Consider the following 17,003-nt stretch of genomic DNA (forward strand, 5'->3'; position numbering starts at 1 on the left):
GTTTATGTGAGACAGGAGGAGTATATGAGTACATTAGAGCATTTATATCCGGAAAGGGTATTTTATTATTTCAAGCAGATCGCAGCAATTCCACATGGATCGGGAAACACCAAAGCGATCAGTGATTACCTGGTAAAATTTGCAAAAGAACACGCACTGACCTGGTATCAGGATGAAGCAAACAATGTGGTTCTTGTCAAGGAAGCATCCAAAGGTTATGAAAAGGCTCCGGCGATCATCATTCAGGGACACATGGATATGGTCTGTGAAAAAGAAAAAGACTGTAATCTTGACATGGATAAAGAAGGGCTGCGCCTGTATGTAGATGGAGATTTCCTGAAGGCAGAAGGGACAACGCTTGGCGGAGATGACGGAATTGCAGTGGCATATGCGCTGGCAATTTTGGAATCAGATGAAATTTCCCATCCGAAATTAGAAGTTGTGATTACCGTGGATGAAGAAATCGGAATGCTGGGGGCGGCTGTCATGGATCTGTCTATGCTGACCGGACATACCATGTTAAATATTGACAGTGATGAAGAGGGAATTTTCCTGACCGGCTGTGCGGGCGGTATGGCATTAAATGTTTCCATTCCCGTAACCCGTGTCAGACAGACGGGAAAGAAACTTTCTCTTATTGTGACCGGGCTTTCCGGCGGACATTCCGGCAGTGAGATCGATAAAGAACATGGAAATGCAGATCTTTTGATGGGACGCCTGCTGTATGGAATCTTTTCTCGTTCCCCGTTTGGAATTCTCACTTTGCATGGTGGGTTAAAGGACAATGCAATTCCAAGAGAATGTGAGGCAGAAATCCTGATTCCGGCAGAAAATACGCAGATTGTCTGTGAATATGTAAAAGAACTGAATGAAATATTAAAAAAAGAACTGGTGGAAACAGATCCGGGCGTGCAGGTGCTGATAGAAGAACAGGGCAATGCTGAAGCGGAAATATTAGATTATCATTCGGTAAGCCGTGTGATTTTTTATCTGCGCAATGTGCCAAACGGAATTCAGCATATGAGCCAGCTGTTAAACGGTCAGGTAGAAACTTCCTTAAATCTTGGAATTCTGGAATTAAAAGAAGATGCCTTGACGTCGCTTACTTCGATCCGAAGCAGTGTAAAAACCCGCAAAGAAGATCTGTGTGCACGTGTTACGATGCTTGTGGAGATGCTTGGAGGAGAAGCAGAAGTGGAAGGTGATTATCCGGCGTGGGAGTATCGCACGGATTCTGCGCTGCGTCCGCAGGTAGAAAAAGTATACGAAGAGCTGTTTCATAAAAAACCTGTATTTTCCACGATTCATGCAGGGCTGGAGTGTGGCCTTCTTTCTGAAAAAATTCCGGATCTCGACTGCGTTTCTTTCGGACCGGACAATTTTGACATTCACACGCCAAAAGAGCATTTATCCATTACATCTACCGCAAGAGTATGGGATTTCCTGGTTGCATTTCTGCAGCAGGCAAACGTATGATTCGCCTGGACAAATTCCTGGCGGATTCCGGCGTCGGCACACGCACCGATGTGAAAAAACGAATCCGCGAGGGGCGAATTACGGTAAATGATGCGGTGGCAAAGAAACCGGATCTTAAGGTTGATCCGGAACAGGATCAGATTCTGTTTGATCATCGTCCGGTGATTTATGAGAAGTATTCCTATTATCTCTTTCATAAACCGGCGGGCTGTGTGACGGCAAGATGTGACCGGTTAAACCGGACGGTTATGGATTTCTTCCCGGAGTCCATGCGAAAGGAGTTTGCACCGGTCGGAAGACTGGATAAGGATACGGAAGGTTTTTTGCTGATTACAAATGACGGAGAACTCACGCATCGCCTGCTGTCACCGGCATACCATGTCAAAAAAACGTATTTTGTACAGGTAGATCAGAAAATTCCAGATACGACGACAGGACAATTTGCAGAGGGCGTGGACATCGGCGATGAGAAGCGCACACTTCCGGCAGATCTCAAAATCCTTGGGAACCATGAGGCGGAACTTACGATTTCGGAAGGCAGATTTCACCAGGTGAAGCGTATGTTTGCGTCGGTTGGATGTAAGGTGACATATCTGAAACGGATCTCCATGGGAACACTTACACTTGGAACATTAGAAAAGGCAACTTACCGTAAACTTACGGAACAGGAACTGGCTTCCCTGAAAAAAGAAGCGGAAAATAAACAATCATCAGGAGTATAAAATTATGTACGAAGGGTATCTGCCGATTTCAAAACAGGATATGCAGGAACGCGGGATTAAACAGCTGGATTTTGTATATGTGTGCGGAGACGCATATGTAGATCATCCGTCTTTTGGTCATGCAATCATTGCCAGACTGCTGGAGGCACATGGCTATACGGTGGGCATCATTGCGCAGCCGGACTGGAAGGATGATGCTTCTATTTCCGTGCTTGGCGTTCCAAGACTTGGCTTTTTGGTTTCTGCCGGAAATATGGATTCTATGGTGAATCATTATTCGGTATCCAAAAAACGCCGTGCAACCGATTCCTATACCCCGGGAGGCGTAATGGGAAAGCGACCGGATTATGCTACCGTGGTGTACTGTAATCTGATCCGGCATACATACAAGAAGACCCCGATCATTATCGGTGGAATTGAAGCCAGTCTGCGCCGTCTGGCACATTATGATTACTGGTCCAACAAGGTGAAACGTTCGATCCTGCTTGATTCCGGTGCAGATCTGATTTCTTATGGAATGGGAGAACACAGTATCATTGAAATCGCAGATGCATTGAATGCCGGAATCGATGTGCATGATATTACCTTTATTGACGGAACCGTATTTAAAACAAAAAACCGTGATCTGATCTATGATGCCATCGAGTTACCGGATTATGATGAGATCAAAGAAAATAAGCGTTCGTTTGCGCAGAGTTTTTATAAGCAGTACTGTAATACAGATCCATTTTCCGGAAAGCGCCTGTTTGAGCCTTACGGTGGAACCACATTTGTTGTGCAGAATCCACCGGCAAAGCCATTGACACAGACGGAAATGGATGAAGTCTATGCACTTCCGTATATGCGGAATTATCATCCGTCATATGAAAAAGACGGAGGGGTTCCTGCGATCCGGGAGATTAAGTTTTCCCTGATCAGCAACCGCGGATGTTTTGGAGGATGCAGTTTCTGTGCGCTGACGTTTCATCAGGGCAGAATTATCCAGACGAGAAGCCATGAGTCGATCATTGACGAGGCAAAACAGATCATTCAGGAACCGGACTTCAAAGGGTATATCCATGATGTCGGGGGACCTACGGCGAATTTCCGTGCACCGGCATGCAAAAAGCAGATGACGAAGGGAGCCTGTCCGACGAAACAGTGCCTGTTCCCAAAACCATGTAAGAATCTGGAAGTAGACCATAAGGATTACATTGCCCTTTTGAAAAAGCTGCGGGTGCTTCCGGGTGTGAAAAAAGTATTTATCCGTTCGGGTATCCGTTTTGATTATCTGATGTATGATAAGGATCGTACATTTTTGCGGGAACTGTGCGAGCATCATGTGAGCGGGCAGTTGAAGGTGGCACCGGAACATATCAGCAATACCGTTTTACAGAAACTGGGAAAGCCAAGTGTGGAAGTGTATAACAGTTTTGTAAAAGCGTATAAAGATATGAATAAAAAAATCGGAAAAGAGCAGTATCTTGTGCCGTATCTGATGTCTTCCCATCCGGGATCGACGCTGAAAGAAGCGGTTGAACTGGCAGAGTATCTGCGGGATTTAGGTTACATGCCGGAACAGGTACAGGATTTTTATCCGACACCGTCAACGATTTCTACCTGCATGTATTATACAGGACTGGACCCGCGGACAATGGAACCTGTATATGTGGCAACCAATCCGCATGAAAAAGCCATGCAGCGTGCACTGATCCAGTATCGCAACCCGAAAAATTACGATCTGGTACATGAAGCATTAATCAAAGCAGGACGTCAGGATCTGATCGGATTTGATTCCAAATGTCTGATCCGTCCGCGCCGGCCGAAAAAAGACGCGGGTACTTCCTACCGGTCATCCAGACAGGGAAAGAAGGCACCGGCAGGCAAGGCTGCTGCCGGAAAGATGGTGACCGCAAAACACAAAAAGAAAACCATCCGCAACATCCATAAAAAGAAGTAGGAAACGTTATGAAAACATTTACCATCGGCACGAATGATGCCAACCAGCGGTTTGATAAATATTTAAAAAAACTGCTGCCCAATGCATCGGTCAGTTTTTTATATAAGATGCTTCGAAAAAAGAATATTACTTTGGACGGAAAAAAAGCGACCGGGAAGGAGACGCTGCAAAAAGGCGCGCAGGTAGCAGTGTTTTTCAGTGATGAAACACTGCATAAATTTATGCAGGATACAAAAAAACTGCAGGAAGAGTTTCACATGCTGCAGCGTCTGCCAATGAAGGGGCTTTCCATCATTTATGAAGATACGGATATTCTCATCGCGGATAAGCCATACAATATGCTTTCCCAGAAAGCAAAAGAACAGGATCTGTCTGCCAATGAATATCTGCTCGGCTATCTGATCCGGAGCGGGGCACTTTCTCTGGAGACATTCGGCACGTTTCGTCCGTCAGTGTGCAACCGGCTGGACCGCAATACGACAGGACTTCTTCTGATGGGCAAAACGCTTGCCGGCGCGCAGATGCTTTCCGAGGGGCTGCGGGAACGTACCATTCATAAATTTTACCGTGCCATTGTATCCGGGAACGTTACAAAACCGGTACATCTGTCCGGATGGCTTATCAAAGACGAACATACCAATCAGGTAAAGATTCTGACACAGGAACAAAAAGATGCTGTACGGATTGAGACTTCTTATACGTCCGTACAGGCGAAAGGAACATGCAGTCTGTTGGAAATCTGCCTGATTACCGGAAAAACACATCAGATTCGTGCACATCTGGCATCTGTCGGTCATCCGGTTATCGGAGATCGCAAGTATGGGGACCCGTCAGTGAATCACAAATTTTATAGTACCTTTCATGTGGATCATCAGCTGCTTCATGCGTATCGTCTGGAATTTCCGGACGGAAGAGTTTTTACTGCTCCGATGCCCGAAATATTTAAAGAAATTATGGAAAAGGAGCGTGGATAGCAGATGCCGACCTGGAATTCAAGGGGACTGCGCGGATCAACACTGGAGGATCTTTTAAACCGTACAAACGAAAAATATGCACACAACGGTCTGGCGCTGATCCAGAAGATCCCGACACCGATTACTCCTATTAATATTGATAAAGAAACCAGACACATCACACTTGCCTATTTTGAACAGAAAAGTACCGTGGATTATATTGGAGCTGTACAGGGAATTCCGGTGTGTTTCGATGCAAAAGAATGCAACACCGACACCTTTCCGCTTGCCAATGTTCATCCGCATCAGGTGGCTTTTATGGAGCAGTTTGAAAAGCAGGAGGGAATAGCGTTTCTTCTGATATCTTTTACGCACAGGGAGGAATTTTATTATCTGCGTTTTTCCGATCTGGAGAAGTTCTGGAACCGGGCTCTGGATGGTGGACGGAAAAGCTTTCGGTATGAGGAGCTGAATCCGGCCTATTTTCTGCCAAAGGTATCAGGGGTACTGATTCCCTATCTTCAGGTTCTCCAGAAGGATTTAGAGGACAGGGATTGACAATCTTTGGAATATTTCTTATAATAGCGTTGTTTCATGTGCTACCAAATTATCACGGTATCACTTTAAAATAGTAAAGCGAGAGGTTCGATTATGACAGACCAGATGTTACATACGCCGGACGGAGTCCGGGATATTTATAACGGAGAGTGCAAACAGAAACTACTGTTGCAGGAGAGATTACACGATGTATTGCGTCAATATGGATATCGTGATATTCAGACACCAACGTTTGAATTTTTTAATATTTTTGGAAAAGAAATCGGTACAACACCATCCAAAGATCTGTATAAGTTTTTTGACAAGGACGGAAGTACGCTGGTACTTCGTCCGGATTTTACTCCATCTATTGCAAGAAGTGCTGCAAAGTACTATACCGAGGATGATATGCCGGTAAAACTTTGTTATATGGGAAACACGTTTATCAATTCCAACGCGTATCAGGGACGATTAAAGGAAACGACACAGTGCGGTGCGGAGCTGATCGGAGACGGAACGGTTGCCGCTGACGCAGAAATACTTGCCATGGTAGTGGAGTCCCTTCTTTCGAGCGGACTGAAAGAATTTCAGATCTCGGTGGGACATGCACAGTTTTTCCGCGGGCTGGCAGAGGCGGCAGGACTTGATGAGGAACAGCAGCAGGAATTAAGAGAACTGCTTGCCAATAAAAATTATTTCGGTGTGGAAGAAATGGTAGAGGGAATGCATTTAAATAACACGTTAAAGAAACTGTTTTCCCTTCTCGGAAGTTTTGAGACACAGGTAGAAGAACTTGCTGAGGCAAAGTCTCTTGCTTCGGATTACCCGAACATTCTTTCCGCAATTACTGATCTGGAAAAACTCGGATCGTTTCTGCGGTTATACGGAATTGAAAAATACGTTTCGTTTGAACTCGGAATCATCAGCAATTACCATTATTATACCGGTATTATTTTTGCAGGATATACGTTTGGAACAGGAGAACCTGTGGTAAAGGGAGGACGCTATGACAGGCTGCTTACATATTTCGGAAGAAAAGCACCGGCCATTGGTTTTGCCATTGTTGTGGACCAGCTTCTTTCCGCTCTTTCCAGACAAAAGATCACACTTCCGTCCGAAGAGAAAAATCAGATGATCGTTTACGCGGAAAATAAGATTGCGGAAGCAGTAGAAAAAGCGAAAGAACTTCGCGCTCAGGGAATTTCGGTTTCTCTGATCCAGATGCAGGAAGGCCGGAGCAAAGATGATTATCTGAGCTATGCCATGAAGGATCACGTTTCAAAAGTAGAATTTATAGAGGAAGCATAGGAGGAGATCATGGAAGAAAAGAGATATCTGACGTTTGCACTGGGAAAGGGACGTCTGGCAAAAAAGACACTCGAACTGTTTGAAAAAATAGGAATCACCTGTGATGAGATCCGTGATCCGGATACCCGTAAACTGATCTTTGTCAATGAGGAACTTGGACTTCGGTTTTTTCTTGCCAAGGGACCGGATGTGCCTACATATGTAGAGTATGGTGCAGCCGATATTGGAATTGTCGGAAAAGACACGATTTTAGAAGAGTCGAGAAATATTTATGAAGTGCTGGATCTTGGATTCGGCAAATGCAAAATGTGCATCTGTGGACCGGAAAGTGCTGCGGAACTTTTGCAGCATCATGAACAGATCCGTGTGGCAACCAAGTATCCGCGGATTGCCAAAGATTATTTTTATAACAAAAAACATCAGACGGTTGAGATTATCAAGCTGAATGGTTCCATCGAACTTGCACCGATCGTTGGACTATCAGAGGTAATCTGTGATATAGTAGAGACAGGTACGACCTTGCGTGAAAACGGGCTGACGGTGTTAGAGGAAGTTTGTCCGCTTTCTGCACGCGTGGTCGTAAACCAGGTAAGTATGAAAATGGAAAATGAACGAATCACAAAACTGATCCGCGATTTGAAAAAAGTCATTTAGGAGGGACATCATGAGAATTTTAAAACTTACAGAGGATACCAGAAAAGATATTCTGCAGAATCTCTTAAAAAGAAGCCCGAATAATTACGGTGAGTTTGAAGGCCGTGTAAACGCCATTATTGAAGAAGTGCGAAATAACCGCGATCAGGCAGTTTTTAATTATACCAAGCAGTTTGACGGCGCGGACATCAATGCCGGCAATATTCTTGTAACAGAAGAAGAGATTGCCGAGGCCTATGAGCAGGTTGACACGACATTGCTTGCAGTGATCCGCAAGTCTCTTGTAAATATCAAAAAATATCATGAAAAACAGGTACAGAATTCCTGGTTTACGACAGAGGACGGTATCATTCTTGGACAAAAAGTTACCGCACTTGCGACGGTTGGTGTCTATGTTCCGGGCGGAAAGGCCGTGTATCCTTCTTCCGTACTGATGAATGTTCTTCCGGCAAAAGTTGCGGGAGTAGACCGTATTGTAATGTGTACGCCACCAGGCAAAGATGGAAAAGTATATCCTTCCACTCTGGTTGCAGCCAAAGAAGCCGGAGTTGATGAGATCTATAAAGTCGGTGGAGCACAGGCAATTGCTGCCATGGCATTTGGAACCGAAAGTGTGCCAAAGGTTGACAAGATTGTCGGACCGGGAAATATTTATGTCGCACTTGCCAAAAAAGCAGTGTTTGGTTATGTCAGCATTGATTCCATTGCAGGACCGAGTGAGATTTTAGTGCTTGCGGATGAGACTGCAAATCCACGCTATGTTGCAGCGGATCTGTTATCCCAGGCAGAACATGATGAGATGGCATCTGCAATTCTGATCACCACAAGCCAGAAACTTGCAGAAGAAGTATCTGCAGAGATTGATCAGTTTGTCGCAGAACTTTCCAGAAAAGAGATCATCCAGAAGTCCCTGGACAATTACGGATATATTCTTGTGGCAGATAATATGGAAGAAGCAATTGATACCGTAAATGCGATTGCATCCGAACATATGGAAATCGTCACAGCAGATCCGTTCCACGTAATGACAAAGATCCGCAATGCCGGTGCTATCTTTATCGGAGAGTATTCCTCCGAGCCGCTTGGCGATTACTTTGCCGGACCAAACCATGTTCTTCCGACAAACGGAACGGCCAAGTTCTTTTCCGCACTTTCCGTGGATGATTTTATTAAAAAGTCCAGCATTATTTCTTACTCACGGGAAGCGCTTGAAAAAGTACATAAAGATATTGAGCAGTTTGCAGAATGTGAGAAACTGACCGCACATGCAAACTCCATCCGCGTTCGGTTTGAGTAGTATATGGGAAAGAAAGTCTAAAAGGAGCAGATTATGGAAAAAAGACAGATCAGCACAACACGCAAAACAAAAGAGACGGACATTCAGGTGACTTTAAATCTGGATGGAAGCGGTATTTCCCATATTGAGACAGGCATTGGATTTTTTGATCATATGCTGGAGGGATTTTCCAAGCACGGTTTCTTCGATCTGCATATGGAATGTGATGGAGATCTTCAGGTCGACAGCCATCATACGATCGAAGACTGCGGAATCGTACTTGGAGATGCGATCAAAAAGGCATTGGGGGACAAAAGCGGAATCAAACGATTTGGAAGTTGTATCCTTCCGATGGATGAGACACTTGTTTTGTGTGCGGTAGATCTATCCGGACGTCCATATCTTGTATTTGACGGCGAATTTACTACGGAGCGTCTGGGAACACTTGATACCGAAATGATCCGTGAATTTTTCTATGCGGTCTCCTACAGTGCGGGCATGAATCTGCACATTAAGGTGTTAAGCCCCGGAAATAATCATCATATGGCAGAAGCGATGTTTAAGGCATTTGCCAGAGCTTTGGATGAAGCGGTTTCCCATGATCCGAGAGTAAAAGGAATTCTGTCAACGAAAGGAAGTTTGTAATACATGAAACAAAAAAACATTGTCGCGACGCTTTATTTAAAAGATGGTCATGCAGTAAGATCCATGACCGATTTTACGCCGGTAGATGCGAATGTTTATCGACTGTGCCAGTTATACAACGACAGTGGAGTTGACAAGATCATTATTTTTGACCTGTCTACCAGCGATGATGAGCATGAAAAGAATGTCAATACGATTCGAAACATCAATCGCAACATTGATATTAAAGTATGCGCAGGAGGAAACATTAACCGTCTGGAAGACATCAAAAAACTTTTGTTTGCAGGATGCCTTCAGGTGATTTTGAATGCTTCTAAGCCTTCGAGCATCGGACTGGCGGAGGAAGCCAGTGCACGTTTTGGCAAAGACCGGATTCTGCTCTCTATCAACAATGTGGATTTTATTTTTAAGAATCAGGATTCGATTGAAAATACATTCCATGAAGCACTGGTGTTAAATCCGGAAATTCTGGATGCACTGGAAAATCTGACCAACATTCCGTATGTGGTGGAACTTCCAGATTATAATTTTGACGAGATCGTAAGGCTGCTAAAGCGGGAAAAAATCCGAGGAATTGCGGGTCCGTTCATCAATGATACTTCAACGGATATTATGAAGTTAAAGTCTTCTCTGCTTCAGGAAGGCATCAATATGTATAATTTTGCACCGGATCTGTCCTGGGAGGATCTGAAACTGAATTCGGACGGAATGGTTCCGGTCATTGTGCAGGATTACCGTACAGATGAAGTGCTGATGCTTGCATACATGAACAAAGAGGCGTTTGATACGACAATTAATCTCGGAAAAATGACCTACTGGAGCAGAAGCCGTGATGAACTCTGGACCAAAGGCCTGACTTCCGGGCATTTCCAGTATGTGAAATCCCTGACGGCTGACTGCGACTTTGATACGATTCTGGCAAAAGTCTCCCAGGTAGGGGCTGCCTGTCACACCGGAAACCGTACCTGTTTTTTCAATAGCATCGTACAAAAAGAGTATGTTGAGAAAAATCCGCTGAAGGTACTTGAGAGCGTGTATGATATTATCAAGGAACGTAAAGCACATCCGCAGGATGGTTCCTATACCAATTATCTGTTTGGGAAAGGAACCGATAAGATTTTGCAGAAACTTGGGGAAGAGTGTACGGAAATTGTAATTGCAGCGAAAAATCCGGAACCGGAAAACATCAAATACGAGATTTCCGATTTTCTGTATCACTGTATGGTGCTTATGGTGGAAAAAGGCATTACCTGGGAAGAGATTGCCAATGAACTTGCCCAGCGATAAAAAATAAATGTTAAGAGGTATCTATGAGAAAACTAGCTTTAAGTGACGAGATTCTGATGCAGATTGAAAAACCTGCACGCTATATCGGTAATGAGCTGAATTCTGTAGTAAAAGATGACACATCGCAGATTCGTTTTGCGATGTGTTTTCCTGATGTATACGAAATTGGTATGTCACATCTTGGAATTCAGATCCTATACGACATGTTTAACCGCAGAGAGGACACCTGGTGTGAACGTGTCTATTCTCCATGGCCGGATCTGCATAAAATTATGAAGGAGCAGAATATTCCGCTGTTCGGACTTGAGTCCCAGGAACCGATCAAAAACTTTGATTTTGTCGGTCTGACTCTGCAGTATGAGATGTGCTACACCAATATTTTACAGATTCTGGATCTGGCACAGATTCCGCTTCTTTCGGCTGACCGTGGGGACGAAGACCCTATTATTTTAGGTGGAGGACCATGTTCTTATAATCCGGAACCGATTGCAGACTTTTTTGATTGTTTTTATATTGGAGAAGGGGAGACACAGTATGATACATTTTTAAATCTCTATAAGTCGATGCGGGCATCCGGACAGTATTCAAGAAAGGCATTTCTGCATGAGGCGGCAAAAATAGAGGGCATTTATGTCCCGTCGCTGTATGAAGTCCGTTACAAAGAAGATGGCACGATAGCGGCATTTACTCCTGTTTATGATGATATTCCGGCAACCATCAAAAAGCAGGTGGATATGGATCTGACCGGCTCGGTTTATCCGGAAAAACCGGTGGTTCCATTTATCAAAGCAACACAGGATCGCGTGGTGCTTGAAATACAGAGGGGCTGTATCCGCGGATGCCGTTTCTGTCAGGCCGGCATGATTTACCGGCCAAACCGGGAAAAGGGCGTAAAACGACTGAAAGAACTTGCACAAACCATGCTTGCATCGACCGGCTATGAAGAGATTTCCTTAAGTTCTCTCAGTTCATCGGATTATTCCGATCTGGAGGAACTGATCAATTTCCTGATTGAGGAGTGTGACAAAAAACATGTCAATATTTCCCTGCCATCCCTTCGTATTGATGCCTTTTCCCTTGATATTATGCAGAAAGTGCAGGACATCAAAAAAAGCAGTCTGACATTTGCCCCGGAGGCAGGTTCCCAGAGACTGCGAAATGTCATCAATAAAGGCCTGACGGTTGACAATATTCTGACCGGTTCCCATGATGCGTTTGTCGGCGGCTGGAATAAGGTCAAGCTTTATTTTATGCTTGGACTTCCAACGGAAACAGAAGAAGATATGCGGGCGATCCCGGAACTGGCAAACGAGATTGCCGCTTTGTATTATGACACCGTGCCAAAGGAACAGAGAAACGGAAAATGCCAGATTACAATCAGTACTTCCTTTTTTGTACCGAAACCTTTTACCCCGTTCCAGTGGGCTACCATGTTAGACCCATCAGATTATCTGGCGCGTGCCAAGATTGTCAATGATCATGTAAAGGAACAGTTAAACCACAAGAGTATCCGTTACAACTGGCATGAAGCCGATGTGACGGTATTGGAAGGAATTCTTGCGCGCGGAGACCGTAAGATTTCAAAAGCAATTCTTTATGTGTATGAACACGGCGGATTTTTCGATGCGTGGTCGGAATTCTTTCACTATGATCTGTGGCTGGAGGCATTTGCTGCATGTGGCATTGATATTGATTTTTATACCAAGAGAGCACGAAGCGATGATGAAATTTTCCCGTGGGATTTTATTGATGTCGGTGTGACAAAGGCATTTATGCTGCGTGAATGGAAAACCGCGCTCAGTGAGACGGTGACACCAAACTGCCGGATGCGCTGTTCCGGATGTGGTGCAAGACAATTTGGAGGAGGTGTCTGCTTTGAAAATCAGAATTAAATTTCGAAAATGGGGTGTCATGAAATTCATCGGACACCTGGATATGATGCGCTATTTTCAGAAAGCGGTCCGGCGTGCAAAGATTGATATCCGTTATTCGGAAGGATATTCTCCGCATCAGATTATGTCCTTTGCGGCGCCGCTTGGAGTCGGAATCACAAGCGATGGCGAATATTTTGATATTGAAGTCAATGAATCCATGACATCTAAGGAGGCAGTCGCTGCACTGAATGAAACCATGGTAGATGGTGTGGAGGTTACTTCCTATGTGAAACTGCCGGATAAAGCGAAAACCGCGATGTCAATTGTGGCAGCAGCGGATTACCGGCTGAGCTATAAAGAAGGGTACGAAAGTCCGTTTTCAACGGAAGAATGGAAAAGAATCGTCAAAGAACGGTTTTTGGACAGCCCACAGTTTACCATTATCAAAAAGACGAAAAAAAGTGAACGGGAAGTGGACCTAAAACCATTGGTATACGCGTTTTCCGTTGAAGAGGAGCAGGGACGCCCGGCATTTTTCCTGCAGGTTTCTACGGGCAGTGTGGATAATATCAAACCGGAACTGGTACTTTCATCGGTTTATCAGCTTTGCGGACTGGAATACTGCGAATCCGCAATCCAGATCCACCGGCTCGAAGTTTATGCGAGGGATGAACAGGGGCAGCTGGTTGGGCTTTCCGGCATGGGAGAGGAAATTGTTTAAATGAATCGGATCGTTGTCACAAAACTGGAACATCATCAGACAGAGTATCTTGCTTATCTGGTTTTAGATGAGAACCGGAAGCTGCAGGAACTTCAGGTTTTTGAACCGGAAGAAAATACTCTGCTGGATCATATTTATATAGGATATGTAGAGAAGATTGTGCCCAATATTCATGCCGCTTTTGTGCGCATTGCGGATGGACAGAAATGCTATCTTCCGCTGAATGATGTGAAAAACCCGGTGTATACCAGAAAATTATCCAAAAAAGAAGCGCTCTGTGAAGGGGATGAGTTGCTGGTGCAGGTTGTAAAAGATGCGGTAAAAACCAAAGATCCGGTCGTAAGCACCAAGCTTGTAGTGCATGGACATTACTGTTTCCTTTCGACAGAGAATACCTGTCTTGGCGTTTCTAAAAAATTATCCCAGGAGGAGTCAAAAAGACTGTCGGCTCTTTTAGAGAACACGTGTAAGGATCATGAAGCAGAAGGGTACGGGCTGGTATTCAGAACCAATGCAGGGGCGGTTCCGGAAACCGAATTATGCGAAGATATCGAGCTGGTGCAGAAAGAATACCGGGCTTTAAAGAAGACCGGTACACATCAGAATGCCGGAGATCTGGTGTACCGGAATCTCCCCGGCTATTTGGCGCGGTTAAAAGCAGAAAATTTTGAAAAAACAGATCTGGTTCTTACGGATGGTCAGGATCTGTATCAGGAGATCTGTGCATACCTTCCCCATCTTGTGGAAGAAAAGAAAGTGCAGCTTTACCGGGATGATGCGGTCAGTCTTTCGACTTTATATCATCTGCGGGGCAATATGCAGGAACTGCTTTCTTCCAAAGTATGGCTTGATTCCGGAGCCAATATTATCATTGAATCTCTTGAAACCCTGACGGTCATTGATGTCAACAGCGGAAAAAACCGGTCCCGCCGGGAAGAGGCTTTATTTGCGATCAATGTTGAAGCGGCAAAAGAGATTGCACGGCAGCTTCGTCTGCGCAACATTTCAGGGATGATCCTCGTGGATTTCATCAATCTGAAAAAGAAAGAACAGCAGCAGAAGCTGATTTCTGTTATTCGGGAGGAATTACAAAAAGATTCGGTTCCCGCAAATTTTATCGATATTACCAGACTTGGTCTGGTGGAACTGACCCGGAAAAAAGTATACAAATCTTTGCGTGAAATTTTATCATAAACAGCTTGACGAACAGGTGGTCATGTGCTATTATACACTAGTATGCCGCACAGTGAGGTAAAAGTTTGCTTATTGGCAACACCGTAACTGGCGAGTAATGATAAATAGGAGGTGCCATATGTACGCAATTATAGCAACAGGTGGTAAACAGTACAAAGTATCCGAAGGCGATATCATTACCATTGAAAAGCTTGGAGTTGATGCTGGTGAGAAGGTTACTTTTGATCAGGTATTAGCAGTATCCGGAGACGATATGAAGGTTGGAAACCCAACAGTAGCCGGAGCAACTGTTGAAGCTTCTGTCATCAAAGAAGGCAGAGCAAAGAAAGTAATCGTTTACAAGTACAAGAGAAAAACCGGTTATCACAAGAAGAACGGACACAGACAGTCGTTCACCCAGGTTAAGATTGAAAAGATTAATGGATAATCGATAGGAATTGTTATATGATTACTATAACGATTTTACAGGATCATGAAGATGCAGTGGGATTTCACTGCATCGGTCATTCCGGATATGCGGAAGCAGGAAGTGATATTATCTGCGCAGGTGTTTCGGCACTTGTGATAAATACGATCAATTCCATAGAGACTTTCACAGAGGATTCTTATCATATTGATACAGAAGAGACATCCGGGCTGATTGATTTCAGACTTGATCAGAAAGCCGGTCATGATACACAGCTTCTGATGAAGTCCATGGTTCTGGGCTTACAAGGAATACAAAATGATTATGGGAATGAGTATATCATTCTTGATTTCAAGGAGGTGTAGGACATGTTGAATATGAACCTTCAGTTTTTTGCTCATAAAAAGGGAGTTGGTTCTACAAAGAACGGCCGTGATTCCGAGTCCAAGAGATTAGGAGCAAAGAGAGCAGACGGACAGTTCGTAAAGGCTGGCAATATTCTCTATAGACAGCGTGGTACAAGAATTCATCCAGGTGTGAATGTTGGTATCGGTGGAGACGACACATTATTTGCTAAAGTAGATGGTGTTCTTCGTTTCGAGAGAGTAGGAAGAGATAAGAAGCAGGCTTCTGTATATCCAGTAGACAACGAGTAGTTTACAAAACCCCGACTTTTTGAGCCGGGGTTTTATCGTTATGTAGGAGAGAGATTATGTTTGCAGACCGTGCAAAAATTATTATCAAATCAGGAAAAGGCGGAGACGGACATGTGTCCTTCCGTCGTGAAAAATATGTGCCGAACGGTGGTCCGGACGGTGGCGATGGAGGAAAAGGCGGAGATGTCATTTTCTTAGTAGACGAGGGAATCAATACGCTTGCAGACTATCGGCACAGACGAAAATTCGCAGCAGAACCGGGCGAAGAAGGTGGCAAGAAAAACTGCCATGGAAAAAATGGTGCAGATCTGATATTAAAAGTTCCGGAGGGAACAATTATAAGAGATGCGGCATCCGGAAAAGTAATTGCCGATATGTCAGGGGAAAATAAGCGTTCTGTCATTTTGCATGGCGGCCGTGGAGGACTTGGCAATCAGCACTTTGCAACTTCCACCATGCAGGCTCCAAAATATGCGCAGCCGGGACAGGAAGCCATCGAGATTGAAGTTCAGCTGGAACTTAAAGTGATCGCGGATGTGGGACTGGTTGGTTTCCCGAATGTCGGAAAATCCACCTTTTTATCGCGTGTGACCAATGCACAGCCAAAGATCGCCAATTACCATTTTACGACATTACAGCCAAATCTGGGTGTTGTTGACATGGAAGACGGAAACGGTTTTGTGATTGCGGATATTCCGGGACTGATTGAAGGTGCTTCCGATGGTGTCGGTCTGGGACATGAATTTCTCCGGCATATTGAAAGAACCAAAGTCATTATCCATATTGTGGATGCGGCCGGAACCGAAGGACGTGATCCAATTGCGGATATTCATGCCATTAACCGGGAACTGGATGCATATAATCCGGACTTGTTGAAGAAACCACAGGTAATTGCAGCAAACAAGATTGATGCAATTTATGGCAATGAAAACGAAATTATTTCTGCGCTTCGTGCAGAATTTGAGGAAAAAGAAGGCATTAAAGTGTATCCGATTTCTGCGGTGAGCGGTCAGGGTGTTCGGGAATTACTGTTTCATGTACGTGAACTTCTGGCAAAATGTCCGAAGGAAGCCGTTGTCTATGAGCAGGAATTTGATCCGGCACTTGGCTTCTTTAAGGATGAACCATATACAATTACCCGTGCAGAAGACGGTGCCTTTGTTGTAGAGGGTCCAAAGATTGAAAAAATGCTTGGATATACCAATATGGATTCCGAAAAAGGATTTTTATTCTTCCAGAAATTCCTTCGGGAACAGGGCATCTTAAAGGAACTGGAAGAACAGGGCATACAGGATGGAGATACTGTCCGTATGTATTATAACGAATTTGATTATTATAAGTAACAGGAGGAAACG

The 17,003-nt window shown here is 44.4% G+C and carries 17 protein-coding genes; all 17 read left to right on the top strand.

What is annotated here, in order from left to right:
• The first annotated feature begins 24 nt into the window (after nt 1-24).
• The 17 genes from DXD06_RS00905 (at nt 25) to obgE (ending at nt 16,991) form a co-directional block, all read left to right on the top strand.
• On the top strand, nt 25-1,476 hold the full coding sequence (locus tag DXD06_RS00905) for an aminoacyl-histidine dipeptidase (protein WP_117830325.1): 1,452 nt from the start codon (nt 25-27) through the stop codon (nt 1,474-1,476).
• Nucleotides 1,473-2,198 (top strand): pseudouridine synthase, encoded by a 726-nt coding sequence (locus tag DXD06_RS00910; RefSeq protein ID WP_117830326.1) that lies wholly within the window; start codon nt 1,473-1,475, stop codon nt 2,196-2,198. The genes DXD06_RS00905 and DXD06_RS00910 overlap by 4 nt, the downstream gene beginning before the upstream one ends.
• A gap of 4 nt (nt 2,199-2,202) precedes the next feature.
• Complete coding sequence (locus tag DXD06_RS00915) at nt 2,203-4,137, top strand: YgiQ family radical SAM protein (protein WP_055067848.1); 1,935 nt, start codon at nt 2,203-2,205, stop codon at nt 4,135-4,137.
• 8 nt (nt 4,138-4,145) lie between these two features.
• On the top strand, nt 4,146-5,111 hold the full coding sequence (locus tag DXD06_RS00920) for an RluA family pseudouridine synthase (protein WP_022046567.1): 966 nt from the start codon (nt 4,146-4,148) through the stop codon (nt 5,109-5,111).
• A 3-nt stretch (nt 5,112-5,114) separates the two neighbouring features.
• Nucleotides 5,115-5,648, top strand: a complete 534-nt coding sequence (locus tag DXD06_RS00925; protein ID WP_022046566.1) for a Holliday junction resolvase RecU — start codon at nt 5,115-5,117, stop codon at nt 5,646-5,648.
• Between the two features lie 93 nt (nt 5,649-5,741).
• On the top strand, nt 5,742-6,935 hold the full coding sequence (gene hisZ / locus DXD06_RS00930) for an ATP phosphoribosyltransferase regulatory subunit (RefSeq protein WP_117830327.1): 1,194 nt from the start codon (nt 5,742-5,744) through the stop codon (nt 6,933-6,935).
• Between the two features lie 9 nt (nt 6,936-6,944).
• Nucleotides 6,945-7,589 (top strand): ATP phosphoribosyltransferase, encoded by a 645-nt coding sequence (gene hisG, locus DXD06_RS00935; protein ID WP_022046564.1) that lies wholly within the window; start codon nt 6,945-6,947, stop codon nt 7,587-7,589.
• A gap of 10 nt (nt 7,590-7,599) precedes the next feature.
• Nucleotides 7,600-8,886 carry a histidinol dehydrogenase gene (gene hisD, locus DXD06_RS00940; protein ID WP_022046563.1) on the top strand — a complete coding sequence of 429 codons (1,287 nt, stop codon included), beginning with the start codon at nt 7,600-7,602 and terminating at the stop codon, nt 8,884-8,886.
• Between the two features lie 33 nt (nt 8,887-8,919).
• Nucleotides 8,920-9,510 carry an imidazoleglycerol-phosphate dehydratase HisB gene (gene hisB / locus DXD06_RS00945; RefSeq protein WP_022046562.1) on the top strand — a complete coding sequence of 197 codons (591 nt, stop codon included), beginning with the start codon at nt 8,920-8,922 and terminating at the stop codon, nt 9,508-9,510.
• 3 nt (nt 9,511-9,513) lie between these two features.
• Nucleotides 9,514-10,797, top strand: a complete 1,284-nt coding sequence (hisIE, locus tag DXD06_RS00950) for a bifunctional phosphoribosyl-AMP cyclohydrolase/phosphoribosyl-ATP diphosphatase HisIE (RefSeq protein WP_022046561.1) — start codon at nt 9,514-9,516, stop codon at nt 10,795-10,797.
• Between the two features lie 23 nt (nt 10,798-10,820).
• On the top strand, nt 10,821-12,689 hold the full coding sequence (locus DXD06_RS00955; RefSeq protein ID WP_117830328.1) for a TIGR03960 family B12-binding radical SAM protein: 1,869 nt from the start codon (nt 10,821-10,823) through the stop codon (nt 12,687-12,689).
• Nucleotides 12,673-13,392: a TIGR03936 family radical SAM-associated protein gene (locus tag DXD06_RS00960; RefSeq protein WP_055261242.1), complete on the top strand. Its 720-nt coding sequence runs from the start codon at nt 12,673-12,675 to the stop codon at nt 13,390-13,392. The genes DXD06_RS00955 and DXD06_RS00960 overlap by 17 nt, the downstream gene beginning before the upstream one ends.
• Nucleotides 13,393-14,586, top strand: coding sequence for a ribonuclease E/G (locus tag DXD06_RS00965; RefSeq protein ID WP_117830329.1), 1,194 nt, complete (start codon nt 13,393-13,395; stop codon nt 14,584-14,586).
• Nucleotides 14,587-14,704: 118 nt separating this feature from the next.
• Entirely contained in the window at nt 14,705-15,013 is a 309-nt protein-coding gene (gene rplU, locus DXD06_RS00970) for a 50S ribosomal protein L21 (protein ID WP_022046557.1), read from the top strand.
• Between the two features lie 17 nt (nt 15,014-15,030).
• Nucleotides 15,031-15,357, top strand: coding sequence for a ribosomal-processing cysteine protease Prp (locus DXD06_RS00975; RefSeq protein ID WP_022046556.1), 327 nt, complete (start codon nt 15,031-15,033; stop codon nt 15,355-15,357).
• Nucleotides 15,358-15,360: 3 nt separating this feature from the next.
• Nucleotides 15,361-15,648 carry a 50S ribosomal protein L27 gene (gene rpmA, locus DXD06_RS00980; protein ID WP_022046555.1) on the top strand — a complete coding sequence of 96 codons (288 nt, stop codon included), beginning with the start codon at nt 15,361-15,363 and terminating at the stop codon, nt 15,646-15,648.
• Nucleotides 15,649-15,704: 56 nt separating this feature from the next.
• A complete protein-coding gene (gene obgE, locus DXD06_RS00985) occupies nt 15,705-16,991 on the top strand; it encodes a GTPase ObgE (protein ID WP_022046554.1) in 1,287 nt (428 codons plus the stop codon).
• Nucleotides 16,992-17,003: the final 12 nt, after the last annotated feature.

It is taken from the genome of Roseburia sp. TF10-5, from assembly GCF_003462365.1.
Taxonomy (GTDB): Bacteria; Bacillota; Clostridia; order Lachnospirales; family Lachnospiraceae; genus Roseburia; species Roseburia faecis.